The organism is Janthinobacterium sp. BJB446, assembly GCF_002735655.1.
In the GTDB taxonomy this organism is placed as follows: Bacteria; Pseudomonadota; Gammaproteobacteria; order Burkholderiales; family Burkholderiaceae_D; genus Janthinobacterium; species Janthinobacterium lividum.
Genome location: NZ_PDZK01000001.1, coordinates 492,719 through 517,967, shown reverse-complemented (window position 1 = coordinate 517,967; position 25,249 = coordinate 492,719). Strand labels below are relative to the sequence as shown.

General features: G+C 62.6%; 22 protein-coding genes and 4 tRNA genes. 14 read left to right on the top strand and 12 right to left on the bottom strand.

Annotated features, from left to right (window positions below; all coding sequences use genetic code 11):
- The first annotated feature begins 36 nt into the window (after window positions 1-36).
- A complete protein-coding gene (locus CSQ92_RS02365) occupies window positions 37-486 on the top strand; it encodes a DUF4240 domain-containing protein (RefSeq protein WP_099387235.1) in 450 nt (149 codons plus the stop codon).
- Window positions 487-493: 7 nt separating this feature from the next.
- Window positions 494-862, top strand: a complete 369-nt coding sequence (locus CSQ92_RS02360) for a tetratricopeptide repeat protein (RefSeq protein ID WP_034784007.1) — start codon at window positions 494-496, stop codon at window positions 860-862.
- A 15-nt stretch (window positions 863-877) separates the two neighbouring features.
- Here CSQ92_RS02360 and CSQ92_RS02355 read toward each other — a convergent pair whose 3' ends face one another.
- The 4 genes from CSQ92_RS02355 to rnr form a co-directional block, all read right to left on the bottom strand.
- Window positions 878-1,576: a YceH family protein gene (locus CSQ92_RS02355; protein WP_070260269.1), complete on the bottom strand. Its 699-nt coding sequence runs from the start codon at window positions 1,574-1,576 to the stop codon at window positions 878-880.
- A gap of 10 nt (window positions 1,577-1,586) precedes the next feature.
- Window positions 1,587-2,336, bottom strand: coding sequence for a serine O-acetyltransferase (gene cysE, locus CSQ92_RS02350; protein ID WP_099387234.1), 750 nt, complete (start codon window positions 2,334-2,336; stop codon window positions 1,587-1,589).
- 120 nt (window positions 2,337-2,456) lie between these two features.
- Window positions 2,457-3,200 carry a 23S rRNA (guanosine(2251)-2'-O)-methyltransferase RlmB gene (rlmB, locus tag CSQ92_RS02345; RefSeq protein ID WP_034784003.1) on the bottom strand — a complete coding sequence of 248 codons (744 nt, stop codon included), beginning with the start codon at window positions 3,198-3,200 and terminating at the stop codon, window positions 2,457-2,459.
- A 15-nt stretch (window positions 3,201-3,215) separates the two neighbouring features.
- Window positions 3,216-5,765 (bottom strand): ribonuclease R, encoded by a 2,550-nt coding sequence (gene rnr / locus CSQ92_RS02340; RefSeq protein ID WP_099393118.1) that lies wholly within the window; start codon window positions 5,763-5,765, stop codon window positions 3,216-3,218.
- 387 nt (window positions 5,766-6,152) lie between these two features.
- Between rnr and CSQ92_RS02335 the strand changes: the two genes are divergently transcribed.
- The 5 genes from CSQ92_RS02335 (at window position 6,153) to CSQ92_RS02315 (ending at window position 9,237) form a co-directional block, all read left to right on the top strand.
- A tRNA-Leu gene (locus tag CSQ92_RS02335) sits at window positions 6,153-6,237 on the top strand.
- A gap of 233 nt (window positions 6,238-6,470) precedes the next feature.
- Window positions 6,471-8,654 (top strand): heparinase II/III domain-containing protein, encoded by a 2,184-nt coding sequence (locus tag CSQ92_RS02330; RefSeq protein ID WP_099393117.1) that lies wholly within the window; start codon window positions 6,471-6,473, stop codon window positions 8,652-8,654.
- A 192-nt stretch (window positions 8,655-8,846) separates the two neighbouring features.
- Window positions 8,847-8,931, top strand: a tRNA-Leu gene (locus CSQ92_RS02325).
- A gap of 68 nt (window positions 8,932-8,999) precedes the next feature.
- Window positions 9,000-9,084: transfer RNA gene (locus CSQ92_RS02320), tRNA-Leu, on the top strand.
- Between the two features lie 68 nt (window positions 9,085-9,152).
- Window positions 9,153-9,237: transfer RNA gene (locus CSQ92_RS02315), tRNA-Leu, on the top strand.
- A gap of 88 nt (window positions 9,238-9,325) precedes the next feature.
- Here the strand turns inward: CSQ92_RS02315 and CSQ92_RS02310 are convergent.
- Window positions 9,326-10,177: an SDR family oxidoreductase gene (locus CSQ92_RS02310; RefSeq protein ID WP_099393116.1), complete on the bottom strand. Its 852-nt coding sequence runs from the start codon at window positions 10,175-10,177 to the stop codon at window positions 9,326-9,328.
- Between the two features lie 116 nt (window positions 10,178-10,293).
- Here CSQ92_RS02310 and CSQ92_RS02305 point away from each other — a divergent pair, with 116 nt between their 5' ends.
- The 4 genes from CSQ92_RS02305 to phaP all read left to right on the top strand — a co-directional run bounded on the left by CSQ92_RS02305 (window position 10,294) and on the right by phaP (window position 14,027).
- Window positions 10,294-10,722 carry a winged helix-turn-helix transcriptional regulator gene (locus CSQ92_RS02305; protein ID WP_034778174.1) on the top strand — a complete coding sequence of 143 codons (429 nt, stop codon included), beginning with the start codon at window positions 10,294-10,296 and terminating at the stop codon, window positions 10,720-10,722.
- A 91-nt stretch (window positions 10,723-10,813) separates the two neighbouring features.
- Complete coding sequence (locus tag CSQ92_RS02300; RefSeq protein WP_099393115.1) at window positions 10,814-13,066, top strand: ATP-binding protein; 2,253 nt, start codon at window positions 10,814-10,816, stop codon at window positions 13,064-13,066.
- 47 nt (window positions 13,067-13,113) lie between these two features.
- Window positions 13,114-13,308, top strand: coding sequence for a hypothetical protein (locus tag CSQ92_RS02295; protein WP_034778169.1), 195 nt, complete (start codon window positions 13,114-13,116; stop codon window positions 13,306-13,308).
- Window positions 13,309-13,415: 107 nt separating this feature from the next.
- Entirely contained in the window at window positions 13,416-14,027 is a 612-nt protein-coding gene (gene phaP / locus CSQ92_RS02290) for a TIGR01841 family phasin (protein ID WP_034778166.1), read from the top strand.
- 122 nt (window positions 14,028-14,149) lie between these two features.
- Here the strand turns inward: phaP and CSQ92_RS02285 are convergent, their stop codons facing one another.
- Window positions 14,150-14,776 carry a helix-turn-helix transcriptional regulator gene (locus CSQ92_RS02285; protein WP_070254134.1) on the bottom strand — a complete coding sequence of 209 codons (627 nt, stop codon included), beginning with the start codon at window positions 14,774-14,776 and terminating at the stop codon, window positions 14,150-14,152.
- An 8-nt stretch (window positions 14,777-14,784) separates the two neighbouring features.
- A complete protein-coding gene (locus CSQ92_RS02280) occupies window positions 14,785-16,002 on the bottom strand; it encodes an MFS transporter (RefSeq protein WP_034778162.1) in 1,218 nt (405 codons plus the stop codon).
- 160 nt (window positions 16,003-16,162) lie between these two features.
- On the opposite strand from CSQ92_RS02280, the gene CSQ92_RS02275 reads away from it, so the two are divergent.
- From CSQ92_RS02275 to CSQ92_RS02265, 3 genes are all read left to right on the top strand, one after another.
- Window positions 16,163-16,867 (top strand): SMI1/KNR4 family protein, encoded by a 705-nt coding sequence (locus CSQ92_RS02275; RefSeq protein WP_099393114.1) that lies wholly within the window; start codon window positions 16,163-16,165, stop codon window positions 16,865-16,867.
- A gap of 93 nt (window positions 16,868-16,960) precedes the next feature.
- On the top strand, window positions 16,961-18,613 hold the full coding sequence (locus CSQ92_RS02270; protein ID WP_099393113.1) for a VRR-NUC domain-containing protein: 1,653 nt from the start codon (window positions 16,961-16,963) through the stop codon (window positions 18,611-18,613).
- Window positions 18,610-20,874 carry an ATP-dependent DNA helicase gene (locus tag CSQ92_RS02265; protein WP_099394557.1) on the top strand — a complete coding sequence of 755 codons (2,265 nt, stop codon included), beginning with the start codon at window positions 18,610-18,612 and terminating at the stop codon, window positions 20,872-20,874. Before CSQ92_RS02270 ends, CSQ92_RS02265 begins: the two co-directional genes overlap by 4 nt.
- On the opposite strand, the gene CSQ92_RS02260 is transcribed toward CSQ92_RS02265, so the two are convergent.
- From CSQ92_RS02260 to CSQ92_RS02240, 5 genes are all read right to left on the bottom strand, one after another.
- Window positions 20,860-21,588: a LytR/AlgR family response regulator transcription factor gene (locus tag CSQ92_RS02260; protein WP_092610242.1), complete on the bottom strand. Its 729-nt coding sequence runs from the start codon at window positions 21,586-21,588 to the stop codon at window positions 20,860-20,862. The two genes, CSQ92_RS02265 and CSQ92_RS02260, sit on opposite strands and share 15 nt — an antisense overlap.
- 11 nt (window positions 21,589-21,599) lie before the next feature.
- A complete protein-coding gene (locus tag CSQ92_RS02255) occupies window positions 21,600-22,676 on the bottom strand; it encodes a sensor histidine kinase (RefSeq protein WP_099387223.1) in 1,077 nt (358 codons plus the stop codon).
- Between the two features lie 6 nt (window positions 22,677-22,682).
- On the bottom strand, window positions 22,683-23,486 hold the full coding sequence (locus CSQ92_RS02250; RefSeq protein ID WP_034778147.1) for a LiaI-LiaF-like domain-containing protein: 804 nt from the start codon (window positions 23,484-23,486) through the stop codon (window positions 22,683-22,685).
- Window positions 23,476-23,859 carry a LiaF transmembrane domain-containing protein gene (locus CSQ92_RS02245; protein ID WP_070254145.1) on the bottom strand — a complete coding sequence of 128 codons (384 nt, stop codon included), beginning with the start codon at window positions 23,857-23,859 and terminating at the stop codon, window positions 23,476-23,478. The genes CSQ92_RS02250 and CSQ92_RS02245 overlap by 11 nt, the downstream gene beginning before the upstream one ends.
- Before the next feature lie 383 nt (window positions 23,860-24,242).
- A complete protein-coding gene (locus CSQ92_RS02240) occupies window positions 24,243-25,157 on the bottom strand; it encodes an NAD-dependent epimerase/dehydratase family protein (protein WP_099393112.1) in 915 nt (304 codons plus the stop codon).
- Window positions 25,158-25,249 lie beyond the last annotated feature (92 nt).

The following is a 25,249-nucleotide window of genomic DNA, read 5'->3' as shown; positions in this document are numbered from 1 at the left end:
TTTCAGTATCGATAGACTATTTACCTGGAATAAACAATGAACGAAGAAAAATTTTGGCAGCTGATAGAGCAAATCGACCGTGAAGCCCTGGAAGACGGCGACGCCGATGCTGCGGTGGAACCATTGACCGAAGCGCTCGCCGAGTTGCCGGTCAAGGACATCAAGGGCTTCGAGGAGTGCCTGGCTCAGGCACTGTACCAGCTCGATGGCAAGGTGTTTGCGGACCATGCCGGCAACTCAGGAAAGTCGGATGACGGTTTCCTGTATGCGCGCTGTTTCGTCGTCGGCTCGGGCAAGGCCACATATGACAGCGTACTGGCCGACCCCACGCTGATGCCCGATCAAACGGACAAGTGGCTGGAAGAACTGTTGAGCGTCGCTCCCGAGGCCTGGTCCGGGAAGACAGGGCGTGACACCGATGACTGGGATTTTACCGCCAGCGTCGATTATGAAACCGGAAGCAATTCCGCCGCCTGGCCTGGCTAAGGCGGCAATGGACGCCATCGCCGCAAGCAGGGCGCATATCCAGCTGGCCGAAGGCGATGCCGGGCAATGGGAGGCGCACATGGCGGCAGCTGAAGCCGTGTTGCGCAGCGCCTTGCAAGCGGCCCGGCAAGACACGGCCCTGATCACTTGCCTGGGCGCCGTGCTGTGTGACCAGGGCAAGTACAGGGAAGCCGTCAACGTACTGGAAACGGCGCTCAAGCTCGGTTCGACGGACAGCCATACCCATTACAACCTGGGGGTGGCTCTGGCGGGACTGGCAAAACCGCGCAAGGCCATGGCGCAATTTGGCAAGGCGCAGGGCCTTGCCGCTTCCAGCCTGACCTGGACCGCCTATTTCGACCCGCAAGCCCAATAGGCGCGTGCCCGGAAATTATTCGAACTGCTTGCGGAACGCCTCGAACTGCGCCGCCAGGCCATCGAAGTCGCTGCGCAATTGCAGCACTTCCTGTTCCAGCTGGGCCACCCTGCTGCCCTGCTGCGGCGCGCTGACGGCGCCCGCAAAACCTGCCGCCGTCTCGATCTGCGCCAGCGCCTCTTCGCCGCCCAGCAGATGGCCGTAGCGCGGTTCCTTGGCGCCGGGCGCGACGGCCAGCTTGGCCACCAGCGGCGGGTATTTGTCGATCAAGAATTGCAGGCCGGCTTCCACTTCCGCCACGGACTTGAATTCATGCACGCGGCCGCTGCGGCTGCGGATCTCGCCCGCCGTCTGCAAGCCGCGCAGCATCAATATCGTCAGGATGGCCAGCTTGTCCTGTTCCAGCGACCACTTGATGCGCATGCGGTGTTCGTACTTGGCGACCCGCGCACCCGCCTGCGTGATGCCGTTGACGAACTTGCGCTGCATCAAACGCTGCAGCACGTCGTAGACGGTTTCTTCGGACAGGGCCATGACGGGGTCGCGGCTGGACAGCTGATTGCAGCCGTTCGTCAGGGCATTCAGCGACAGCGGATAGCTGTCCGGCGTCAGCGCTTCCTTTTCGGCCAGCACGGCCAGCACGCGGATCTCGAAGGGGTCGAGCAGATTGGGATTATCGCTACTCTTTTCTGCTGCGTTTGCGTCTGTAGTCATGCCTGTATCCTTAATCAACCAGCTTGTTCATTTGCTCGGAATCGAATTTATCACACTCGGGCACGCCCTGGCAGCAGATGCCCGCCGCCTTCAGGGTGGCGAGGATGGTTTCGATGCGCTGTTCCTGTGCCACGGCATGCGTGATCAAGCCTTGCAGGGCTTTCGACAGCGGATCGTCGCCGTTGGGCGTCACGCCATATGCGGCGAACAAATGGGCCGTGCTGCCCTCGCGCAGGGCGCTGACATCCTTTTGCACGATGTGCGCGGGGTTGCCGACGGCCGTGGCGCCGGACGGCACGGGTTTCAGCAGCACGGCGTTCGAGCCCACCTTGGCGTACTCGCCCACCGTGAAGCTGCCCAGCACTTGCGCGCCGGCGCCGACGATGACGCCCCGTTCAAGCGTCGGATGGCGTTTGCTGCCGCTGTGCAGCGAGGTGCCGCCCAGGGTCACGCCCTGGTAGATGGTGCAATCGTCGCCGACGACGGCCGTCTCGCCGATCACCACGCCGAAGCCATGGTCGATGAAGACGCGCCGGCCGATGACGGCGCCCGGGTGGATCTCGATGCCCGTGATGATGCGGGCGATATATGAAATGAAGCGCCCTACCCACTTCAGGTGCCGCGTCCAGCACCAGTGCGCCCAGCCATGCATGACGATGGCGTGCAGGCCAGGATAACAGGTCAGCACCTCCCAGCCATTGCGGGCGGCAGGGTCACGTTCAATGATGCTGTTGATATCTTCGCGCAGGTGGTGGAACATAATGACAATGAATAAGGTGGAACGCAAATGGTAGCGTATTCGGCGGCGTGCTGCCGGGGAGGCAGATAAACAACCGCCGCCTCAAGGGCGGCGGCATATCAAAGAAGCGCTACAAAATTTTTAGCCTTCTTTCGCGATGCGCTGGCGGCGGGCTTCGTAGAGACAGACACCGGAAGCGACCGATACGTTCAAGCTCTCGACGGAGCCGAACATCGGGATGCTGACGAGGATGTCGCAGGTGTCGCGCGTCAAACGGCGCATGCCTTCGCCTTCGGAACCCATGACGAGGGCCGTCGGACCCGTGAAATCGGCTTCGTACAAGCCTTTTTCGCCGTCGTCGGACGTGCCGATCAGCCAGATGCCGCGCTCTTTCAGTTCACGCATGGTGCGCGCCAGGTTCGTCACGGTGATGTACGGGACGGTTTCGGCGGCGCCGCTGGCGACCTTGGCGGCCGTGGCGTTCAAGCCCACGGCGCGGTCCTTCGGCACGATCACGGCATGCGCGCCGACGCCGTCGGCCACGCGCAGGCAGGCGCCCAGGTTGTGCGGGTCGGTGATGCCGTCGAGAATCAACAGCAGCGGCGGACCGTCGATGGCGTCCAGCAGTTCATCGAGATTGCGCGCCAGCGACAGTTGCGAGGCAAACGCGATCACGCCCTGGTGGCGGCGCGTGCCGACGATCTTGTCCAGACGCGACGAGTCGACAGGCATGACGCGCACGTTGGCAGCCTTGGCGGCGGCGATCATGTCCTTCATGCGGCCGTCGACGCGGCTGGCATCGACGAAAATTTCTTCCACGGACGACGCTTCATGACGCAGACGCGAGGTGACGGCGTGGAAGCCGAAAATCATTTTATTCTTCATTTGTTATCGTTTCTTTTATCGCTTGTTCTTGCTTGATTTTGATACAGTTTTTGCTGCACGTGGTGCCGCCGCAGCGGGTGCCGCGGCTGGTTTCTTGCTGCGCTTAGGTTCGGCGGCCTTGGGGGCTTCCTTCAGCGCCGCCTTGACTGCAGGCTTGGCTTGCGCCTTGGTGCCATTGGAACGGCCGCCGGAACCCTTGCCGGCCTTGCCGCCGTTGTTGACGCTGGCCTTGATCTCATGGCGCTGCTCGGTCGCAGGACCGGGCTTGACCATGGATTTCTTTTCGCCCTTGCGCTTGCCGGCGCCGTTCGGCTTGGCTGGCGCATCTTCGCCCGCCAGTTCCGCATCGGTAACCAAACGCAGGTCGATCTTGCGCGTTTCCAGGTCGACACGCGCCACTTGCACCGTCAGACGGTCGGTCAGCTGGTAGCGCTTGCCCGTGCGTTCGCCGCGCAATTCATGGCGCGCATCGTCGTACTGGAAGTAGTCGGTGCCCAGCTCGGTGACGTGCACCAGGCCTTCGACAAACAGGGTATCGAGTTGCACGAAGACGCCGAAGGTGGTCACGCCGGTGATGGTGCCGGTGAACTCTTCGCCCAATTTGTCTTGCATGAAGTAGCACTTCAGCCAGGCTTCCACGTCGCGCGACGCTTCGTCGGCGCGGCGCTCGTTGGCCGAGCAATGCACGCCCAGCGCGTCCCAGATCGTCAGGTCCGTCTTCTTCGGCTTGCCGTCGGCCTTGTCCTTCGCTTGCTGCTTGCGCGTGGCGTTCGACACGTTCGTGTTCAGCACGGTCTTTTCGGACAGCTTCGGCTCGTATTTCTTGCCTTGCAAAATGGCCTTGATGGCGCGGTGCGTCAGCAGGTCGGGATAGCGGCGGATCGGGCTGGTGAAGTGGGCATATGCCTCGTACGCCAGGCCGAAGTGGCCGATATTGTCCGGGCTGTAAACGGCTTGCTGCATCGAGCGCAGCAGCATCGTTTGCAGCAGTGCCGCGTCGGGACGCGCCTTGATCTGCTGCATCAGGGTCTGGTAATCGGATGCCGATGGCGTGTCGCCGCCCGTCAGGTTCAGGCCCACCTGCTTGAGGAAGGTGCGCACTTGCGTGAGCTTTTCCTTGGTCGGGCTGGCGTGGATGCGGTAGGTGCCGGGATGCTTGTTGCGCAGCAACAAATCCGCCGCACAGACGTTGGCCGCCAGCATGCACTCTTCGATGATCTTGTGCGCCTCGTTGCGCGTGCGGGGGATGATCTTTTCGATCTTGCCGGCGCTATTGCAGACGATATACGTTTCCGTCGTCTCGAAGTCGATGGCGCCCCGCTCCGTGCGTGCCTTCAGCAAGGCGCGGTAGACGGCTTCCAGGTTTTGCAGGTGCGGCAGGATGTCCGCGCGGCGTGCCGCTTCGGGTCCCTTGGTGTTGCCCAGCACGGCGGCGACTTCGTCATACGTGAGGCGCGCGGCCGAATGGATGACGGCCGGATAGAACTGATACGCCTTCAACTCGCCCTTGTCGCTGACGACGGCGTCGCAGACGAGGGTCAGGCGGTCGACGGCCGGGTTCAGCGAACACAGGCCATTCGACAGTTTTTCCGGCAGCATCGGGATCACGCGGCGCGGGAAGTAGACGGACGTGCTGCGTTCGAGCGCATCGGCATCGAGCGCGTCGTTCGGCTTCACGTAATGGCTGACGTCGGCAATCGCCACGATCAGGCGGAAGCAGTTGGCGCGGCCGATCTTGACGGGCTCGCAATACACGGCATCGTCGAAATCGCGCGCGTCCTCGCCATCGATGGTAACGAGCGGCACGTCGCGCAGGTCGACACGGTCTTTCAGGTCGGCGGCGCGCACTTCGAAGGGCAGCTTTTCAGCCTGCTTGAGGGCGGCGGCGGAAAAGACGTGCGGCACGTTGAATTTTCGCACGGCAATTTCAATTTCCATGCCGGGATCATCGAGGGCGCCCAGCACTTCGACGATCTTGCCGACCGGCTGCTTGAAGCGCATCGGTTGCTCGGTCAGCTCGACGCTGACGATCTGGCCGGCCTTCGCCTTGCCCACCGAACCGGTCACCAGGATGTCCTGGCCGATGCGCTGGTCTTCCGGCGCCACGACCCAGGTACCGTTTTCCTGGATCAGGCGGCCGATGACGTGGGTATTGGCGCGGTAGGTGACTTCCACGATCGTGCCTTCCGGGCGGCCGCGGCGGTCCGTGCCGACGATGCGGGCCATGACCTTGTCGCCATGCAGTACTTTCTGCATTTCTTTCTCAGGCAGGAACAGGTCGGCGCTGGCGTCGTCGGGAATGACAAAGCCGAAGCCGTCACGGTGGCTGGTAACGCGACCGGCGACAAGCGCGCTCTGGTCGGCCAGGCTGAAAACACCGCTGGCGTCAGACTTGAGCTGGCCGTCGCGCTCCATCGCCTTCAGGCGACGGACCAGGACATCCATGGAATCGGCATGCACTTGCAGCGTTTTCCCGAGAGACTGCGGGTCGAGAGGCGCGTTGACGCTGCGGAATATGCCGAGAATGTCCTCCCGGCTGGGGATGGTGTGGGTATTTTGGCTCAAAAGTATTTCTATAGTTGTTATTGACAGTGATCAAACGGAAGACAAAGACCGATGACATCACCGTCAATATTGACACGGTGATGTCCGGTAGTGTACCGGAGGACGCCTTGGTTTGCCTAACGGACAGCGTAGCGGAAACCGAACAAGTGCCCCGCCGATGAAAAAAAGGAGAAAAGCTGCGCAATGCATTTGACTTCGGCAAATATTGCTCTATAATCTCGGTCTCTTGCAGCGACAAACCTTCACGGGAATGCAGTTGCAGGAAAGCGGTACAGGGTTGATGTGCAGTATGGAGCGAAAGCTCATCTGGCGCAAAACTCTTCAAGCCGTTATAATAGCAGAATTGTTGCGAAGTTATTTTGCGACAAGTAATAGAGCAGCATCAGTGCCCACGTGGCGGAATTGGTAGACGCGCATGGTTCAGGTCCATGTGCCTTCGGGTGTAGGGGTTCGAGTCCCTTCGTGGGCACCATTACCTAATTCGCAAAAAAGCCGCAAACTTTCACGAGTTTGCGGCTTTTTTCATTTCCGCAGCACGGCACCAACCCGCCCGGGCAATTGTCAAAAAAGAACATTTTTGCTCCATTCAATAGTATATTGACATCTCCCCATGTCACGCATCGCGCGTGACTGGCAACAGCATTACGGAGAGAAGTCATGACATGCAGGCCAGGCAAACACCAACGGATTCTTTTCAACAGCTTCATGGCATTAAGCCTCGGCGCTGGCGCCAGCCAGGCGGCGGACTGGGTAAGCACCCGCTCCAGCAGCCCTGAAATCGTCAAACCGGCACCGGAACAAGTGAAATTGCAGGTGCAAAATCCGCCGTCCTTTGCCTGGCCGCGCCATGCCAGCTATCCGGCGCAATATGTCGTGGAGATTTTGCCGGTTGGCGGCACCGCGAGCAGCCACACCGTCTCGCGCAATTTCCTGCTGCCATCGAGCGCACTGCCGCCCGGCGAGTATGAATGGCGCGTCAGCCCGCTTTCCACGTCCCGCGACTGGTCCGACAAGCGTCCGTTTACCATCGACAGCAATTCACGCAATTTTGTCGTTCCCGAATCGTCCGATATGGCGGCGACCGTGCGGGCCCACCCGCGCCCGCGCCAGTTGCCAGCCTCCTTCGCGCAAGCGAGCGCCTGGGATGCCGCCATGGAGAGCAAGCGGCGCCCCTTCCTGAACCGCCTCGTCAGCGAAGTCAATCTGAATACCACGGCCGTGGCCAGCGTCAACGATGGCATGTGGACCACGCCCAACGATGGCGGCCAGTACAACCGCATCGCCAATGCCGCCGGCGCCGTGATCCGGCAAATGGAAGCGGCCGCCTTGCTATTTCGCCTGACACAGGAACGCAGGTATCTGGATGAAGCCATACTGCGCGGCGACCAGCTGGCCGCGCTGAGCCCGGATGGACCCACCAGTTATAAAGCGCAGGACCAGGTGGCGCGCATGATTGCTCTGGTACTTGCCAAGGGGGCCGACTTCCTGTGGCTGGATCTGGATGCGCCCCGCCGCGCGCACTGGCTGTCGGTCGCCGCGCAGCGGCTGACGCCCATTTACGCGGACCTGTCCATCGCCGGCGGACGCCTGGACCAGTCCCCCATGGACTCGCACGGCGTCGAGGCACTGGGCTACCTTGCCGCCGCCTCAACCCTGCTGCTCGACGCCAGGCCGGAAGCGCAAGCCTGGTTCGACTTTGCCGTGCGCTCGTACATGCATATCGTCCACGTCTGGAGCGGCCCGGAAGGCGGCTTTGCCAACGGCTCGGCGTATGGCCAGTACACCACCGATATACAGTTGCAACTATGGCAGCCGCTGGCCGAAGCCACCGGCGTCAACCTGTTCAACAAACCGTGGGCAGCGGGATTTTCCAGCTATTTCATGCAGTTCATCCCACCGAACGCCCCACGCCACGTCTTCGGCGATGTCCACGAAAGCAAGCCGGACCCGGCCCCCCTGAAGGCGTATGTGGCACGGCAAGCCACGCCAGCGGCCGCCTGGTACAGCAGCCAGCCGGGCGCGCAGGAAAATCCCATCACCCTGCTACAGGCGCCCTACCCACTGCCTGCCGACACGGTCGCGCCCGAAGCACCGCCCAACGCCATGCTCTTTCCCAGCATTGGCTGGGCAGCCATGCACAGCGACATGAGCAACGCCGCCCGCACTTCCGTCTACTTCAAATCGAGTCCGTTCGGCGCCTTCAATCACAGCCACGGGGATCAAAACAGCCTGGTCATCAACAGCGGCGGCAAGCCACTGCTGATCGAAGCCGGCTACCAGGACTACTACGCATCGCCGCTGTCGCAAAGCTGGTACCGCCAGTCGCGCGCCCACAACGCCATCACCTTTGATGGCGGGAAAGGCCAATTCATCGCCGGCCACTACGAGATGCGCTACAAAAACGGCAAGATCACGGCATTCATGCACGGCACGGACCTCGACTACGTGGAAGGCGATGCCAGTGCCGCCTACAGCAACGACTTGAGCCTGGCCAAGCGCCAAATATGGTATTCGCGCTCGAACGACGTGGTGGTGGTGCTCGACAAGCTGAACTCCGCAACGGCCCGCACTTTCGAATGGAACATGCATGCGCTCAACACCCTGTACCTGTATCCGAATGGCCGGGCCAGCATAGAAAATGGCACGGCTTCGCTTTGCCTGCAATCATTACGGCCAGACGAGGAACAATTGTCCAGCTTTAGCGCCCCCAATCCTCCCAAGGAGGCAAGCCAGCAGCACGCCGCCTACGTCAAGACCACCCCGGCCATGGCGGCGGAGTTCCTGATCGTGCTCGATATCGGCTGCAAATCGGTGCCAACCTCCCTGCAGACAGTGCCTGGCGGACGCTTGCTGCAGATCGGCACGCAAACCATCACCCTGCCGCAATAAGCGCCAAATGCCTGTTTTTGCTGAAAAAACAGGCAGATTCATCTTGCCTTTCATAGGGAAATGGTTTTTTTCAGGGGAAAAGGGTGTTTCTTGAAGAAAAGTGCAAAATGTTGATTGACCGAATGCACGCCAGCCCTTATGATTTTGTCCTCGCTGCAGAACATGCAGCGACAAGCAGCAAGCAGTAACAATGCCCACGTGGCGGAATTGGTAGACGCGCATGGTTCAGGTCCATGTGCCTTTGGGTGTAGGGGTTCGAGTCCCTTCGTGGGCACCACCAGCAACAAGTTGTCGATTGTTGTGATCCGCAGTAAAGTAGCAGATAGTAGTAACAAGCAGCACAATGCCCACGTGGCGGAATTGGTAGACGCGCATGGTTCAGGTCCATGTGCCTTCGGGTGTAGGGGTTCGAGTCCCTTCGTGGGCACCACCAGCAACGAGTTGTTGTCGTTGTAGTCCGCAGTACAGTAGTAAGATATAGCAACAAGCAGCATCAGTGCCCACGTGGCGGAATTGGTAGACGCGCATGGTTCAGGTCCATGTGCCTTCGGGTGTAGGGGTTCGAGTCCCTTCGTGGGCACCATTACCTAATTCGCAAAAAAGCCGCAAACTTTCACGAGTTTGCGGCTTTTTTCATTTCAAGATGCCGCGCTGCCGCGCGGCCCTTTCCCTTATTTGGCCAGTGCCGCCTTCACGGCGTCAAACAGGCTCGTCGTCGGACGGCCAATCAGCGCGCTCAATTGCTTGCCATTGTCTTCCAGGCCGCCCTTGGCCGCGCCCGCATCGGAGTCGGCCAGCAGGTCGGCAAAGCCTTCCGGCACGCCCACGCCCACCAGCGCCGCCTTGAAGTCCGCCTGCGGCATATCCTTGTACGCAATCGCCTTGCCCGACTGCCGGGCCACTTCGGCAGCGTACTCGGCCAGGGTAAAGCCGTGGTCGCCAGCCAGTTCATAGATGGCTTGCGGCTGGGGCGCCGTCAGCACGGCGGCAGCGGCCGCCGCGTAGTCAAGGCGCGCGGCGGACGAGAAGCGGCCGTTTTGCGCCGCGCCCAGCACGACGCCATGCTCGAGCACGGGCGCCAGGTGTTCCGTATGGTTTTCCAGGTACCAGCCGTTGCGCAGGAAACTGTACGGCAGACCGGATGCGCGGATGGCCGCTTCCGTAATGACGTGCTCGGCGGCCAGGCCCAGCGGCGACGTGTCGGCGCGCAAGACGCTGGTGTAGGCCAGCAAGGCCACGCCGGCCCGCTTGGCTGCATCGATGACATTCTGGTGCTGCTGCGCGCGCTGGCCCACTTCGCTCGACGAAATCAGCAGGATCTTCGTTGCACCCTTGAATGCCGCATCGAGGCTGGCGCCATCGTTGTAATCGGCCTGGCGCACTTGCACGCCCTGGGCGACCAGGCCGGCGGCCTTGGCCGGGTTGCGCACGGCGGCGATGATATTGGCTGCCGGGACGGATGTGAGCAGGCTGGCGATGACGTGCTGGCCCAGATTGCCTGTGGCGCCGGTGATGACGATCATGATTTCTCCTTGGTACGTGGGTGGTAAAACCCTATAATAGGACTATTGCTTACTTATTGTAAGTACGTACCTTTTGGTAAGTATGAATGAAATCTACATTTACAGGTCCAACTATCATGTCCACAGACACTCCTGGCGCCAGCCTGCGCACCGCCCTCGCCCGCCAAAACCAGGGGGCGCACCTGCTGGCGGCGGCCTGCCCGTCGCGCGCCGTGCTCAGCCACCTGACCAGCCGCTGGGCCGTGCTGGTGCTGGTACTGCTGCTGAGCGGCACGCGGCGCTTCAGCGAACTGCGCCGCGAAGTGGGCGGCGTGAGCGAAAAAATGCTGGCGCAAACCCTGGAAGCGCTGGCGGGCGACGGTTTCGTGCTGCGCCAGGCGTATCTGGTGATACCGCCCAAGGTGGAATACAGCCTGACGCCGCTGGGACGCGAGGCGGCCGAGCGCCTGGCCGTGCTGGTCGACTGGATCGAGGATAATTACCCGCGCATCGAACAGGCGCGCGCGGCCCTGGAAGCGGCACCGGCAGCGCAAAAAGCGGCTTGAACAGATTGCTTTTGGTCATCAAGAATTATCGTTTACTCCTACTTGCCTTGATGTAATACTAGGCCCATGAACCGCGTAAGGGCGCGATACCATGAACCAGTTGATTTCCTCCATCACCGACCGGGCCAATGTGCTGCTGGTCAGCAATTCGCCGAATGATGTGCGCGAACTGCTGTATGTGCTGGACCGGCATAACCTGGGCACGGGACTGGCGGGCGATATCGACGAAGGCGTGGAACTGGCGGCCGGCGGCACGGACCTGATCCTGCTCGACGCGGCGCTGGCGGGCACAAATATCGGCGCCACCTGCATGCGCCTGCGCAATGCGGGCGGACGCCACGGCGTGCCCCTGCTGCTGATGTCGGCCACTCCCAGCGCCGAGGAACAGGGCCGCAGCGTGGGCGCCGGCGCCAGCGACTACATCAAGATGCCCTTCAATGCGCGCGACGTGGCGGAAAAAATCCTCATGGAACTGGCGCTGCACAAGGCCGAGGCGCCAGCCGCCCGCCCCTTCGCCGCTCCCGCCACGCCACCGCGCCCCCTGCATCCGCAAACGCTGGAAGTCAATTACCACTCCATCCTGGCCGGTTCGCCCGACGCCGTGCTGCTGTTCGATATCGACAACCGCCTGCTGATCGACGCCAACCACCTGGCCGAAGAACTGTTCGGCATGCCGCTGGCCGAGCTGCTGCAAGGCGGCATGGAGCCCCTGTTCCCCAGGCATCAGAGCGATGGCAGCGCCTCGCCGCAATTGCTGGAAGAAAAGATCCGCGATACCTTGCAAGGCAAGATCGTCGTCTTCCGCGCCAGCTGCTGCCACCGCGACAGCCACCCGATCGCCTGCGAAATCCGCTTGATGCGCCTGTCCGTGCCGGGCCGCCAGCTCGTGCATGCGCGCATCATCGACTTGACCGAACGCAACCTGGCCGAAGCCATGCGCGCGGGCCAGAGCACCCTGCTGGAAATGGTCGCCAAGGGTGCGCCCCTGATCCCCACCCTGAACCAGTTGCTGCTGCTGATCGAAGGCCAGTCGCGCGGCGTGCTCTGCTCCATCATGCTGCTCGACGATGACGGCATCCACATGCACAGCGCGGCCGGTCCCAGCCTGCCGCCCGAATACATGGCCCTGCTCGAAGGCGTGGCCATCGGCCCTGGCGTGGGCTCTTGCGGCACCGCCATGTTCCTGCGCGAACCGGTGGTGGTCACCGACATCATGCGCGATCCGCTGTGGGCGCCCTACCGCGAGCTGGCCGCGCCGTTCGGCCTGCGCGCCTGCTGGTCGCGCCCCATCTTCGGCCAGGATGGCGCCGTGCTCGGCTCGTTCGCCATGTACTACCGCGAAGTGCGCCAGCCCGACGCGCGCGACCTGGAACTGATCGACACGGCGACCGACCTGGCCGGTATCGCCATCGGCCGCATGCGCCACGAACGCGAGCTGCAGCGCCACCGCGCCCACCTGGAAGAGCTGGTGGCCGAACGCACGGCGGCCTTGACGCAGGCCAAGGAACACTCGGAGCAAACGAACCTCGAATTGGCCGCCGCGCTGGAAAACCTGTCCATCACGCAGGAAGAACTGGTGCGCCGCGACAAGCTGGCCGCGCTCGGCGCGCTGGTGGCCGGCATCGCGCATGAACTCAATACGCCGATCGGCAACGGCCTGGTGGTGGCCACCACCATGGCCGAACGCACGCGCGAAATCCAGGCCAGCTTCCTCGACGGCCTGCGCCGCTCCGAACTGGGCGCCTACCTGACCCAGGCCAGCGAGGCGGACGCCATCATGCTGCGCAACCTGCAGCGCGCCGCCGACCTGGTATCGAGCTTCAAGCAGATCGCCGTCGACCGCGCCAGTTCGCAACGCCGCCACTTCCTGCTGCGCCAGTTCGTCGCCGAACTGATGCTGCCCATGTCGACGCCGCTCAAGGCCGCCGGCCTGAGCCTGACGCAGGACGTGCCGGACGGCCTGGCCATGGACAGCTATCCGGGCCCGCTGGGCCAGGTGCTGAGCAACCTGCTGGAAAATTGCCTGCGCCATGCCTTCGAGGGCCGCAGCGGCGGCAACATCGCCATCACGGCGCGCGGCAGCGACGATGGGCAGACGATCACCCTGTCCATCGCCGACACGGGCGTGGGCATCGCCGCCGACGACCTGGCGCACGTCTACGACCCCTTCTTCACCACCAAGCTCGGTTCCGGCGGCTCTGGCCTGGGCCTGCATGTGGCGCACAACATCGTCACGGGCGTGCTGGGCGGCCATATCGACGCCACCAGCAACACCGGTGCCACCAGCGGCACCACCTTCACCCTGCAGCTGCCCGCCACGGCGCCGCAATCGCCCGCTCCCTGAACGGCAGGCGCGCTACAATGCCGGCAGGCTTTTCTTTCGGAGCAACTATGAAATACCTGATCGCCACGGCCCTGCTGGCCGCCTGCGCGTGGGCCTCGGCCGGCCCTGCCCCCTGGTACAAATGGCGCAGCAAGATCGACGGCACCCTGTCGTGCGCCCAGTCGACCCTGGGATTTGGCTGGGAACTGGCCTCGGGACCCTACAAAGATAGCCGTTGCGAAAAACCGGCGCTTGTTAAATAATGGGGTCATGACCACACGGGGCACCGGCTTGAGATCAAGCGATGGCATTGCGGCGTCGAAAGAGTATGGAACGATAAGAACGTATCTATTCAAACCGAGGAGACCACATGTTTACGAATCCCGAACAATTCGCATCGGCCACCAAGGCCCTGTTTGAATTCCAGCTGATGACCTTCAACACCCTCACCTCCAAGGCCGTGCAAGGCGTGGAACAGGTATTGGCGCTGAACATGGCCACCGCCAAGTCCGGCATCGAGGATGGCCTTGCAGCCAGCAAGGAAATCAGCCAGGCCAAGGATCCGAAGGCCGCCATGGCTGCCGCCGCCGCCCAGCTGCAACCGGGCGTGGCCGGCGCAAAAGCGTATAAACAGCAACTCGACGACATCATCAAGGAAATCCACACGGAATTCACCACGGCCGCCGAAGCCCACGTGGCTGAAGCGAAAAGCAATCTGAGCGCCCTGATCTACGACGTCACGAAAAACGTGCCGCCAGGCTCGGAAAACGCTGTCGCCATCGTCAAGGCCGCCATCGACAACGCCTTCCTCGGCTACGAGCAGGTGACCAAGGCCACAAAACAGGCCGTGAAAACCGTGGAAGAGCAGATCGCCAAGGCCAGCGCGCAAGTGGCGCAGGCAACGGAAAAGGCGACGAGCGGCGCCACCGCCGCTGCTGAAAAGGCAGCGCCTGCCGCCAAGCCGAAGGCTGCCAAGAAATAAGTGATGTAGGTCGGATTAGCGCGGCAAGGCCGCGCGTAATCCGACGCATTGTTGGCGCCAATGGGGATGTCGGGTTACGCGCGCAACGCTAACCCGACCTACAACTATCGGGGCCTGACTCCTCAGACCCCGATGGGTATGATCCGGTACACGCAGCGCCTCCCCCCCTCCAGCAGATATTCGCTGCGCTCCACCGTGCAATCGCCCCCCAGTACCCGTTGAAAGATGGCCAGCTCCGAGCGGCAGAAATTCTGGCATGCCGTGGCGGCCGCGCAAATCGGACAATGGTTTTCCACCAGCAAGACACTGCCATCGTCCTGCGGTTCCGCATGGGCCATGTACCCCTCGCCATCGCGCGCCCGCGCCAGGCTGTCCACTCGTTGCGCCAGCGCAAGCTGCGGGTCGACCAGCTTGCCGTAGGCGGCTTCGCTGCTGCGCTCGCGCGCGCCGATCAGTTTATCCAGGCCCTCGTCGCCGAACAGGGTTTTCACCTGCGCTATCAATTCCAGGGTCAGGTCGGCATGGCGATCAGGAAAGCGTGCATGGCCCTCCCGCGTCAGCGTCCAGCGCCGCGACGGGCGCCCCACCTTGTCGGCCACGTCCTCGAAAGCCACCAGGCCACGTTCCAGCGCCGCTTCCAGCTGGCGCCGCGCGCCCATGGACGTGATATCGAGCAAGGCCGCCAGTTGCTGCGCCGTCTGCGGCCCGCGCATCTTCAGCAGGAACAGGATCTGCTCCGACGTATTCATGCTCGCGCTCATGCCACGGCTTGCGTGTCGCCCACGCCGGCCAGCTGGCGGCGCCAGGCCGCCATGCGCCACGCGGCCCAGGCGGCGGACAAGGCGCCCGCGACGAGGATCAGCCGCGTGTCGATCAAGGTCAGCACGGAACCGCTGAGGGCCACGACGATGTTGGCGATGCAAAAGGTGGTGGCCAGCAAGCCCATCACGGCGCCCTGCCCGTGCGCGCTGAAGCGTTCGGCGCACCAGCCCTGGATCACCGTGTTGTACAAGGCATTCGGAATGCCGAACAGCACGATGGCAGCGATGCCCACCCAGATATTACCCAGTGCCAAGATTCCTACGGCCAACGCCACGCCGCACGCATACCAGCTGGCCCGCAGCAGCGGCGCATGGCGGCTGGGCCCGCCCGCCAGCAAGGACGTGACCGTCATCGTGCCGCACAGGCCCACATTCACCCAGGCAATCTCCTGTGCATGGTAATTCGCCGTCTCGACCAGCCACAGCGGATAAAACTCGTAGAAGCTGGCCACGCCGCACGTCAGCGCCAGCTGCACGATGAACAGGGTGCGCAGCTCCTCATGGCGCAGCAGGTTCAGCGAATGGCGGTCGCGCGCCACTTGCCACCACGACGTCGTCAGCAACGACGGCGTTTCGCGCGGCAAGCCCACGGCCACCAGCACGGCGACGAGCATCAGGGCGGCGGCGGCGATCCAGAACGGCACCGTCACGCCCCAATGCAGGGTCGCACCCGCCAGGATCGGGCCCACCAGCCAGCCCAGGTAAAACGCGCCGTTCAGCCATGACATGGCGCGCAGGCGCAGCGGCCCCGTCAACTGATCGGCCAGCATGGCGCGCGCCACGGCACCGTTACCTTCCAGCAAACCCGTGATGAAACGGGCAACGATGAACAGCGGGTAGGACTGGATCACCAGCGCCCAGGCCGTGATGGCGTGGCCGATGGCGGCGCCCACGGCGGTGCGCATCAGCAAGGGACGGCGGCCGTAGCGGTCAGACAGCGGTCCCAGCAAGGCCGAGCCGATCAGCAAGCCCAGCGGGTTGATGGTCAGCGCCAGGCCGAACAGCAATTTCGACGGCAAGCCGAGGAAATTGTTGAAGGCATTCGGCGCCTCGGCCGCAAACAAGGGCGGCAGGATCGGGTATGGCAGCGAGGCGCCGATGGTCGACAGCAGCGCCAGCAGGCAAGCGGCGGAAATTAATATGATGTTTTTCATGCGGGCTCGATGGATATAGTCTGGCAAGAGTACGTGGCCGTACCACATAAGTAAACTAAAATGTTTATTAATTATGTCCATCATGGCTACCATGGCGCCAACCGTGCGCGCCATCGCCTCGACTATCATTGGACCATCACTCACGTTTAACAGGACAAACATGACACTGTCAGAAATAGAACAACAACACGGCTTCACCTATCCTGCACTGTATCGGCAGCTGGAGCGCGACGGCATGCTGGCCGTGGGTGAATATGGCCCCGACTGGTACAAGCTGGTCTATCCCACATTGACGGACCGCCCCACCCTGCTATTGCATGCGGACGATTTCGAATTGCTCAATGTCAAGGCCGTTGCCGCGGAAGTGGAAGCGCTGCTGGATACGGAAGATTACCGGCAGATCGACCCCGCCTTCCAGTTCATCCCGTTCGCGCAAACGGGCGCAGGCGACCACTACTGCTTTTTCGCCTCAAGCGGGCAAGACGGCGAGATGGCCATCGTGCTGCTGTGGCATGATGATAATGAAGCCCAGTACCTGGCGAAAAACCTGCAAGATTTCATGGTTCACATGTTGTTGAACAGCATGGCCGACCAGGATACGTACAACGACGTCAGCGACGAGGCATTCATAGATCAACTGGCAAAAACCCTGGGCACGCATGCGCGCTACCTGACGGCGCGGCAAGCCGACGTGCTGCAGGCGCTGCTGGCCAGGGACATCATCGATTACGACGTAGCACTGCCGAAAGGACGCACGGAAGCGCACCGGGGCTTGCTGACCGATATCGAACTGGCCAGCCTGCGCGCCGAACTGATTCCCTACGAAAAGTTCGACTGCTGTTTTGCCTACAGCACGGCTGACTGAACATAATTCGCTGGGCAAGCGGCGGCTGAAGGTTTAAACTGTATATAAACACAGTAAAACTGATCACCTTGCATCTTGCCCTATGCCATCCCCATGTTGAGAGTCCTGGAAAATCCCCTGTACTATCTGGATAATTTCCAAGATGTGCTGAACTGGATCAGCGCGCGTTACGCCGATCTGCTGAGTCCTGAAGAAACGCAATTCATTGCCGCATTCGGCGCACTGCCGCAGCCGTCGCGCGCCCTGTTCGTGCGCCTCGTCATGCGCAAGGGCTGCCTGTTTCGCGCCAGCAAGCTCAATTACCCGGAAATCGGCGACACGCGCGCCGCCGCCTTGCCCTTGCTGGCCACGGGCTGGGTCGAGGCCGATCCTGCCATTTCTCTCGAAGAACTGTTCGACTTGCTGCTGAAAATGGAAATCGCCCAGGCCTTCGCCCTCGACGCGCCCCTGAAGGCGGCGCGCAAGGCGGAGCAATTGGACGCCTTGCGCGAGCAGCATGGGGAAAATAAACCGTTTTCCGCCTGGCATCCGGCTTCCAGTGACGTGCTGTACCGCATCGGCCTGCAAGCGCTGTGCGACCGCCTGCGCCTGATTTACTTTGGCAACTATCACCAGGACTGGTCGGAATTCGTGCTGTCCGACCTCGGCGTGTATCAATATGAAAAAGTGGAATTCTCGCCGCAGTCGCGGGGTTTTCGCACGCGCCAGGATATCGAGCACTATGAAGTGCTGCACCAGTGCCGCGAACGCTACAACGACAGCGCGCCGGCCGACGAGGTGCTGCAGGAACTGGCTGCGCTGCCATTACCAGAGGACAATACCTGGCTGGCCAGCCGGCGCGACAAGCTGCGCTTCCAGATCGCCCAGCACCTGGAGAAATGCCAGGACTGGCCGGCCGCCTACCGCGCCTACGCCGATTGCCGCTATCCGGGCGCGCGTGGCCGCGCCATCCGCGTGCTGGAGAAAGATGAGCAGCCGCAAGCTGCCTACGAGCGCCTGCAGATCGCCCTGGCCGCGCCGGAAAGCGAAGCGGAACAGCAATTGCTGCTGCGCATGGCCCCCCGTTTGCGGCGCAAGCTGGGCCATGCGAAGCAGGTGGCCAACGCAGCTGCCGCCGTGGAGCGCATCGACCTGCTGCTGCCCTGCCCGGAACAGGCGTGCTACGTGGAAGGAGTGGTGCAGCAACATCTGATGCGGGACGACGCCCCCGTGTATTACGTGGAAAACACCCTGATCAACTCGCTGTTCGGCCTGCTGTGCTGGCCCGCCATCTTCAAACCCATGCCGGGCGCGTTCTTCCACCCGTTTCACAGGGGGCCGGCCGACTTGCATAGCGCCGATTTTTACCAGCGCCGCAGCAACGATTTTGCCGCCTGCCTGGCGCAACTGGACGATGGCAGCTACCACGCCGCCATCCGCGCCACGCTTGCCGCCAAGCACGGCATCGTCTCGCCCTTCGTCAGCTGGAGCATACTGGAAGACGGCTTGCTGGACCTGGCGCTGGCCTGCATCCCGGCCGCACACCTGAAGAAGGCGTTCGAGCGCATCTTGCTCGACATCAAAAGCAACCGCAGCGGTTTTCCCGACCTGATCCAGTTCTGGCCGACCGAACAGCGCTACCGCATGATCGAAGTCAAGGGTCCGGGCGACCGCCTGCAAGACAACCAGCTGCGCTGGATCGCGTATTGCGCCGAGCACGCCATGCCCGTCAGCGTGTGCTACCTGCAATGGCAGGCGGCAGCATGAGCCGCAACACTTACACCATCGCCGTGCGCGCCCTGTGCGAATTCACGGCCAAGGTGGGCGACCTGGACTTGCGCTTCACCCCCTCGCCCACGGCGCAGGAAGGCATGGCGGGCCACGCCACCGTCACGAGCCGGCGCGATGACGATTACCAGCGTGAAATCAGCCTGTCCGGCGACTTCGGTCCCCTGCACGTGCGCGGCCGCGCCGATGGCTACGACCCGGCGCGGCGCCAGCTGGAAGAGATCAAGACCTACCGGGGCGAACTCGACGCGATGCCCGCCAACCACCGCCAGCTGCACTGGGCGCAGGCGCGCATCTACGGCCACCTGCTGTGCCAGCAGCTGAACCTGCCCATGCTGCGCGTGGCGCTCGTGTATTTCGATATCGTGAGCCAGAAGGAAACCGTCATGCACGAGGAATGCACGGCCGAGGCGCTGCGCCTGTTCTTCGAACAGCATTGCGCCCTCTTCCTCGACTGGGCCGAGCAGGAAATGGCGCACCGCGCCAGCCGCGACGCGCAACTCACCAGCATGTCCTTTCCCCATGCGGACTTTCGCCCGGGCCAGCGCCAGCTGGCCGAGGCCATGTACAAGGCCAGCAGCCGTGGCTGCGGCTTGCTGGCGCAGGCGCCAACCGGCATCGGCAAGACGGTGGGCAGCCTGTTCCCCATGCTGAAAGCCACGGCCGCGCATGGCCTGGATAAACTATTTTTTTTGGCCGCCAAGGTCCCGGGCCGGCAAATGGCGCTCGACGCCTGCGCCATCCTGAAAGACAGCGCGCCCCTGCTGCCGCTGCGCGTGCTGGAACTGAGCGCCAAGAGCAGCGCCTGCGAGCATCCTGACAAAGCGTGCCATGGCGAATCGTGTCCGCTGGCCAAGGGTTTTTACGACCGCTTGCCGCTGGCGCGCGAGGTGGCGCTGGCCAGCGGCCTGATCCTCGACAAGGAAGCCGTGCGCGCCATCGCCCTGCAGCAGGGCATTTGCCCGTACTACCTGGGCATGGAATTGGCGCGCTGGAGCGACGTCGTCATCGGCGACTACAATTACTATTTTGACCTCAGCGCCATGCTGTACGGCATGACCCTCGCCCACGACTGGAAAATCAATGTGCTGGTCGACGAGGCGCACAATATGGTGTCGCGCGCGCGCAGCATGTATAGCGCCGAGCTGGCGCAGATCAACCTGAAGATGCTGCGCAAGTTCGCGCCCGAGGCGCTGAAAAAACCGCTGGACCGCCTCTCGCGCCAGTGGACGGCTTTACTGAAAGAACAGGATGGCGATTACCACGTGCATCCCGCCTTGCCCGACAAATTCTTTGGCGCCCTGCAAGGCGTGGCCACGGCCATCGGCGACTACCTGGCCGAGCACGCGGCGGCGCTCGATGAAGACTTGCAACGCTTTTATTTCGACGTGTTGCTGATCAACCGCCTGGCAGAGAGTTTCGGCGAACATTCGCTGTTCGACGTCAGTAAAACGGACACGGGTTCCACTGTCTGCATCCGCAACATCGTGCCGGCACCGTTTCTCAAGGAACGCTTCGCGGCCAGCCACAGCACGGCCCTGTTTTCCGCCACCCTGAGCCCGTGGAATTACTACAGCGACACCCTGGGCATGCCGGCCGACACGGCCTGGGTCGACGTGGAGTCGCCATTCCAGGCAGAACAATTGTCCGTGCGCGTGGCCGACACCATTTCCACGCGCTACCAGCACCGCGCCGCATCCTTGCTGCCCATCGCCCAGCTGATGGCGCGCCAGTACGCGGAAACGCCGGGCAACTACCTGGCCTTCTTCAGCAGTTTTGACTACATGGAAAAGACGGCCGCCCTGTTTGCCCAGCATTACCCGGACGTGCCGATCTGGCAGCAGTCGCGCCGCATGGACGATACTGCCCGCGCGCAATTCCTGGGCCGCTTCGGCCTGGACACGCGCGGCATCGGTTTTGCCGTGCTCGGCGGCGCGTTTGGCGAAGGTATCGATTTGCCCGGCGCGCGCCTGATCGGCGCCTTCATCGCCACCCTCGGTTTGCCGCAGATCAATCCCGTCAACGAGCAGATCCGCCAGCGCATGGGCGACATCTTCGGCGCCGGCTACGACTATACGTACTTGTATCCGGGCATGCAGAAAGTGGTGCAGGCGGCCGGCAGGGTCATCCGCACGCAGTCGGACAAGGGCGTCGTCTACCTGATCGACGACCGCTTTTCGCGCCCGGAAATCCGTCAGCTCTTGCCGACGTGGTGGGATGTGCAGCTAGCCAACCAGTAACTTGAGCTTTTGGTAGCCCGCCTTGCTCACGGGTATCCTCGTATCGTCGCGCAGGATGGCCACATGGCTGTCCTTGGTGGCCGCCTCGATGCGGCGGATACCGTCGATATTGAGCAGGTACGACCTGTGCACGCGCAGGAACTTGGCGGGATCGAGCTGGGTTTCCAGCTCCGACAGCCGCTGGCTTTTCAGGTAGGATTTGCCTTCGGAACGGATGCTGATGTAATCATCCTGCGCCTCGATGTAGTCGATGCGCGCGCTGGCGATCACGTGGACCTTGGCGCCGTCGCGTATCAGCACGCGGTCCAATGGCGCGGCCCGAGTGGCCGCCTCGCGCGCCAGCGTCAGCACGGTCTCGGGCGTGCTGCGGTTGGCGCGCGCATGGGCCAGCGCCTGGTCGAAGCGCTGTTCGCTGAACGGCTTCAGCAGATAGTCCAGGGCATGGCATTCGAACGCCTTCAAGGCGTACTGGTCGTAGGCCGTGACAAAGATCAGCTTTGTCTTCGCGCCGATGAGTTCCGCCACTTCAAAACCATCCAGGCGCGGCATCTGGATGTCGAGAAACACCAGTTCCGGTTCCAGGTCCGCGATGGCCTTGACGGCTTCGAAACCGTTGGCGCACTCGGCCACGATGTCGATATCGTCATGGCGCGCCAGGTATTCGCGCAACACGCTGCGCGCCAGCAATTCATCATCGACGATGGCCACCCGCATTCTTGCCTGCATCATGCTTCCTCCGTGTCGCCGGTCTGCGCCGGCATGGAAATCATCACCTCGAAATGGCCATCGCGCCGGCCCCAGTGCACGCTGGCCTCGTGGCCATACGCGCCGGCCAGGCGCTGGCGCACATTTTCCAGGCCGACGCCATTGCCTCGCTCTGGCCCTTGATCCGCGTCAACCGGGTTGCGCACGGCGATCTGCAACAGGCTGCCCATACGCCTGGCCTCGATGGCGATCAGGCCGCCCTCCGTCAAGCCGCAGATACCATGCTTGACGGCATTTTCCACCAGCGGCTGTATCAGCATGGGGGGCAGCAAACACGCCAGCGCGGCGGCATCGATGGCTTCCGCCACTTGCAGGCGTTCGCCGAAGCGCACTTGCTCGATGGCCAGGAAATGGCGGATCAGCACCAGTTCCTGTTCCACGGTGATGTGCTTGTGCGCTTCCAGGCTCAGGCTCTGGCGAAAGAAGTTGGCCAGCTGCACCGTCATCTGGCGCGCGCCCGCCGCATTGATAGACGTCAAGGCGCTGATGGAGTTCAGGCTGTTGAACAGGAAATGCGGATCGATCTGCGTGCGCAGCATGCGCAATTGCGCTTCCTGCGCCGTCAGTTGCGCTTCCAGTCCCCGCTGCTCGGCCATCCTGGCGCGCACGAATTCGAGCAACAGATAATGCACGGCGGCAGCGAGGCAATACAGCAGCACGCCCAGGCCAAAGAACAGGGCCAGCAGCGATTGCGTCAGGTTCACGCCCAGCCAGCGCAGCTCCAGCAACAGGCTGACGCTGTTCAAAAATTGCAGCAAGGTGGCCCACAGCAAGCCCGCGAACAGGGCCGCCACGCCCATCACGCCGGCGATGGCGAGCGGATGGCGCGCATGCAAGGGGTAGGCGCGGCACAGGTAAAACGCGGAAAAGCCCGAACCGATCGCATACACGAGCGTGGCGGGCACCACCAGCACGACGGCATTGAGCCAGGGCGCGTGGGCCACCCTGGCCAGGATAAAGGCCAGGGCCAGGCCCAGCGCGATGCAGACCAGGAAAACCACCACGGCGCCGCGCCGCTTCGACAGGGGCCCCGACATGCGCGCCTAGTTGCGGATTTCCAGGCCACCCATGATGGCGTAGCCCGTCACGTACAGGCGCTTCGCCTGGTTCGGCGGCACGATGGTCTTTTCTTCGAAACCGCCGAGGATGGGCGTGCCCTGCAGCACGACGCTCCAGTCGGGCGGAATCTTGATGGTGACGCCGCCGCACAGGGCAAATACGTTGAGCACGGCTTCGCCTTCGATCGACGCCTGACGCAAGTCGATCTCGCAGCCGGCCATGATGACATTGATATCGCCGCCCTTGAAGCGCTGCGACGACACGCGCCGCACATAGCCGCCGAGGATGGCCGTCACTTCGATGATGCTGTCATCGTCCGCCTGCCCGCTGGCGCCGGGTGCTGCCGTGTCCTTGTCGAGCGACACGGCGCCATTCCTGGCCTGGCCGAACGAGTCAGGCGCGGCGGTACCGTCCTGCTGCGCAGCAAAGCGACGGCGGCGCTGCCGCTGCTGCGCGCCGGGCAGGGACTTCGACACCACGGCCACACCCAGGCCGATGATCAGCAAGGGCCACAGCAAGTCCCAGTTCATGTAGAAGATGCCCATGTGCTTGAGGGTCCAGGCCACGCCCAGCAGCACCAGCATGCCGCCCACCAGATAGCCGTTCGCGCTGCGGCTTTGCGACAGTTTCAGCAGGCCAAACACGATCAGCGCCGTGGGCCAGAAGCGGAAGGTGTAGCGCACGTTGATGAAACCGAGGTTATCGAGCAGGAACAGCAGCCCCAGGCCGATGACGATGACGCCCAGCACGATCTGCGATGGCGAGTGCAGCGGCGGTTTATTTTTCATGCTCGGACTCCCGGTAGGCAATAAAATGTTTGTTCAACAGCGGCTCCAGCACGAGACCCACGCCCCAGGCGATCAGCAAGGCGGGCCAGCTGTTATAAAAACTCAGGTTCCACAGTTCTTCATACGACACATACCACCAGGCGGCGAAAAAGATCAGCCACAGGCCGCTCAGCACCTGTTTGGCGGACACGGGCGTGAGCAGCTTGTTCAAGCCGAAGACGACCAGTATCACCGGCCAATAATGCCATAGTGAATAATAATCGTGAAGATAGATCACATCGAGCCGGTCCAGCAGGATGATGGCACCGATGGCGATCAGCAGCACGCCCCACAGCAGCTGGGTACGGCGGCAATAAGCTGGTTCAGGTTTCACGGTCACCCCTTGAAGTTGGTTGATCGTAAAGATACGCGGATTTCGGTGATGGGAAAACACCGCTTCGGCGAATGGCGGACAGGTGGCGGTGAATGGCGCAGCGGCGGAAACAACAGGCAAAAAAAAGACCGGCTAGGCCGGCCTTGAAGGGGTTCGCAGTACACACCGCGACCTGGAGTTGCAGTGCACAGCCGCGTGGCACAGGGCGCCAACGCGAACAGAAATCTGGTGCCGATCCTTGAGGCGACCGGCTGACCTGCTGGAAGATCGAACATGCCGCCAACTTCACGGCAGTGCGTCTCAACCAAGCAGAGCCATCATACTCCCGATCGCCATACAGCACCGTTCGCTAGCGCACACTGATGGGGTTTTGCTGAGCTACATCAAACAGCGATGGCGTGCGGCGGATGGAGCATGTCGTTCTTGATCCATGCCAGCACGGACGGGCCCTGCGGCTGCCAGCCCAGCAGCTTGCGCGCCCGCTCGCCGCGCACGCGGCTGTTGGAGCCAAGGCCGTAGGACGCCATCTCATAGCCCCATTCGGCTATCGCCTCGGGCAGCGGCCAATCCTGCGCGGGACCGAAGTCCAGCGCGTGAGCGATGGCTGCCGTCATGTCATGGAAAGCTGCTTCGCCCGACTCGACAAAGTAAAACGTGCCGGCCGGCGACTTTTCCAGCGCCAGCAAATACAGGCTGACGACATCGTCGATATGCACGTTGGACCAGATGTTGCGGCCCGGCCCCACGTGGCGCACGATGCCGCTCTTGCGCGCCTGTTTCAGCAGGCGCGGCAACTGCACGCTGTCGCGCGGCAAGGCGCCGTGGCCGTAGATCAGGGTATTGCACAGCACGCTCGCGCGCACGCCCTGGCTTGTGCTGGCCAGTATCAGGTCATCGATGGCGACGCGGGCCGCCTTGTCTGCCGTCGGCGCCGGCAGCTTGTCTTCGTAATAGATCTGTTCCGTGCCCTCGCCGCCCGACGCGTCGCCCACGATGGACGAGCCGCTTGTATGCAGGAACACTTTGTTCGTGCCGGCCAGCGCTTCGAGGATCGCTTCGACGGCGGCGCGGTGGTCGCTGCTGGCCGCATTGATGACGGCATCGGCCGCCTTCGCCTGCTCGATGAGCAATGCGCGGTCGTTCAAGGTGCCGACGATACCGTGCACGCCGATGCTGGCCAGCTCGGCCACCTGTTCCGGTTTGCGCACGAGGCCCGTCACCTGATGGCCGGCGCGCACGAGGCCCGCCGCGATAGAACTGCCGATAAAACCCGCTGCGCCTGTCAAAAACACTTTCATGCCGTGGACGCCAAACAAAACCTACTGCGCGTCGCGCTTTGCGGCCTGCGATGCTCACCGTGCTCTAGCACGGTTGCGCTTCTTAGCCACAA

Excerpts from the sequence above, each read along its gene's own strand:
- CSQ92_RS02365 (WP_099387235.1), top strand. The coding sequence starts at position 37 with ATGAACGAAGAAAAATTTTGGCAGCTGATAGAGCAAATCGACCGTGAA.
- CSQ92_RS02360 (WP_034784007.1), top strand. The coding sequence starts at position 494 with ATGGACGCCATCGCCGCAAGCAGGGCGCATATCCAGCTGGCCGAAGGC.
- CSQ92_RS02355 (WP_070260269.1), bottom strand. The coding sequence starts at position 1,576 with ATGACTACAGACGCAAACGCAGCAGAAAAGAGTAGCGATAATCCCAAT.
- cysE (WP_099387234.1), bottom strand. The coding sequence starts at position 2,336 with ATGTTCCACCACCTGCGCGAAGATATCAACAGCATCATTGAACGTGAC.
- rlmB (WP_034784003.1), bottom strand. The coding sequence starts at position 3,200 with ATGAAGAATAAAATGATTTTCGGCTTCCACGCCGTCACCTCGCGTCTG.
- CSQ92_RS02330 (WP_099393117.1), top strand. The coding sequence starts at position 6,471 with ATGGCATTAAGCCTCGGCGCTGGCGCCAGCCAGGCGGCGGACTGGGTA.
- CSQ92_RS02310 (WP_099393116.1), bottom strand. The coding sequence starts at position 10,177 with ATGATCGTCATCACCGGCGCCACAGGCAATCTGGGCCAGCACGTCATC.
- CSQ92_RS02305 (WP_034778174.1), top strand. The coding sequence starts at position 10,294 with ATGTCCACAGACACTCCTGGCGCCAGCCTGCGCACCGCCCTCGCCCGC.
- CSQ92_RS02300 (WP_099393115.1), top strand. The coding sequence starts at position 10,814 with ATGAACCAGTTGATTTCCTCCATCACCGACCGGGCCAATGTGCTGCTG.
- CSQ92_RS02295 (WP_034778169.1), top strand. The coding sequence starts at position 13,114 with ATGAAATACCTGATCGCCACGGCCCTGCTGGCCGCCTGCGCGTGGGCC.
- phaP (WP_034778166.1), top strand. The coding sequence starts at position 13,416 with ATGTTTACGAATCCCGAACAATTCGCATCGGCCACCAAGGCCCTGTTT.
- CSQ92_RS02285 (WP_070254134.1), bottom strand. The coding sequence starts at position 14,776 with ATGAATACGTCGGAGCAGATCCTGTTCCTGCTGAAGATGCGCGGGCCG.
- CSQ92_RS02280 (WP_034778162.1), bottom strand. The coding sequence starts at position 16,002 with ATGAAAAACATCATATTAATTTCCGCCGCTTGCCTGCTGGCGCTGCTG.
- CSQ92_RS02275 (WP_099393114.1), top strand. The coding sequence starts at position 16,163 with ATGACACTGTCAGAAATAGAACAACAACACGGCTTCACCTATCCTGCA.
- CSQ92_RS02270 (WP_099393113.1), top strand. The coding sequence starts at position 16,961 with ATGTTGAGAGTCCTGGAAAATCCCCTGTACTATCTGGATAATTTCCAA.
- CSQ92_RS02265 (WP_099394557.1), top strand. The coding sequence starts at position 18,610 with ATGAGCCGCAACACTTACACCATCGCCGTGCGCGCCCTGTGCGAATTC.
- CSQ92_RS02260 (WP_092610242.1), bottom strand. The coding sequence starts at position 21,588 with ATGCGGGTGGCCATCGTCGATGATGAATTGCTGGCGCGCAGCGTGTTG.
- CSQ92_RS02255 (WP_099387223.1), bottom strand. The coding sequence starts at position 22,676 with ATGTCGGGGCCCCTGTCGAAGCGGCGCGGCGCCGTGGTGGTTTTCCTG.
- CSQ92_RS02250 (WP_034778147.1), bottom strand. The coding sequence starts at position 23,486 with ATGAAAAATAAACCGCCGCTGCACTCGCCATCGCAGATCGTGCTGGGC.
- CSQ92_RS02240 (WP_099393112.1), bottom strand. The coding sequence starts at position 25,157 with ATGAAAGTGTTTTTGACAGGCGCAGCGGGTTTTATCGGCAGTTCTATC.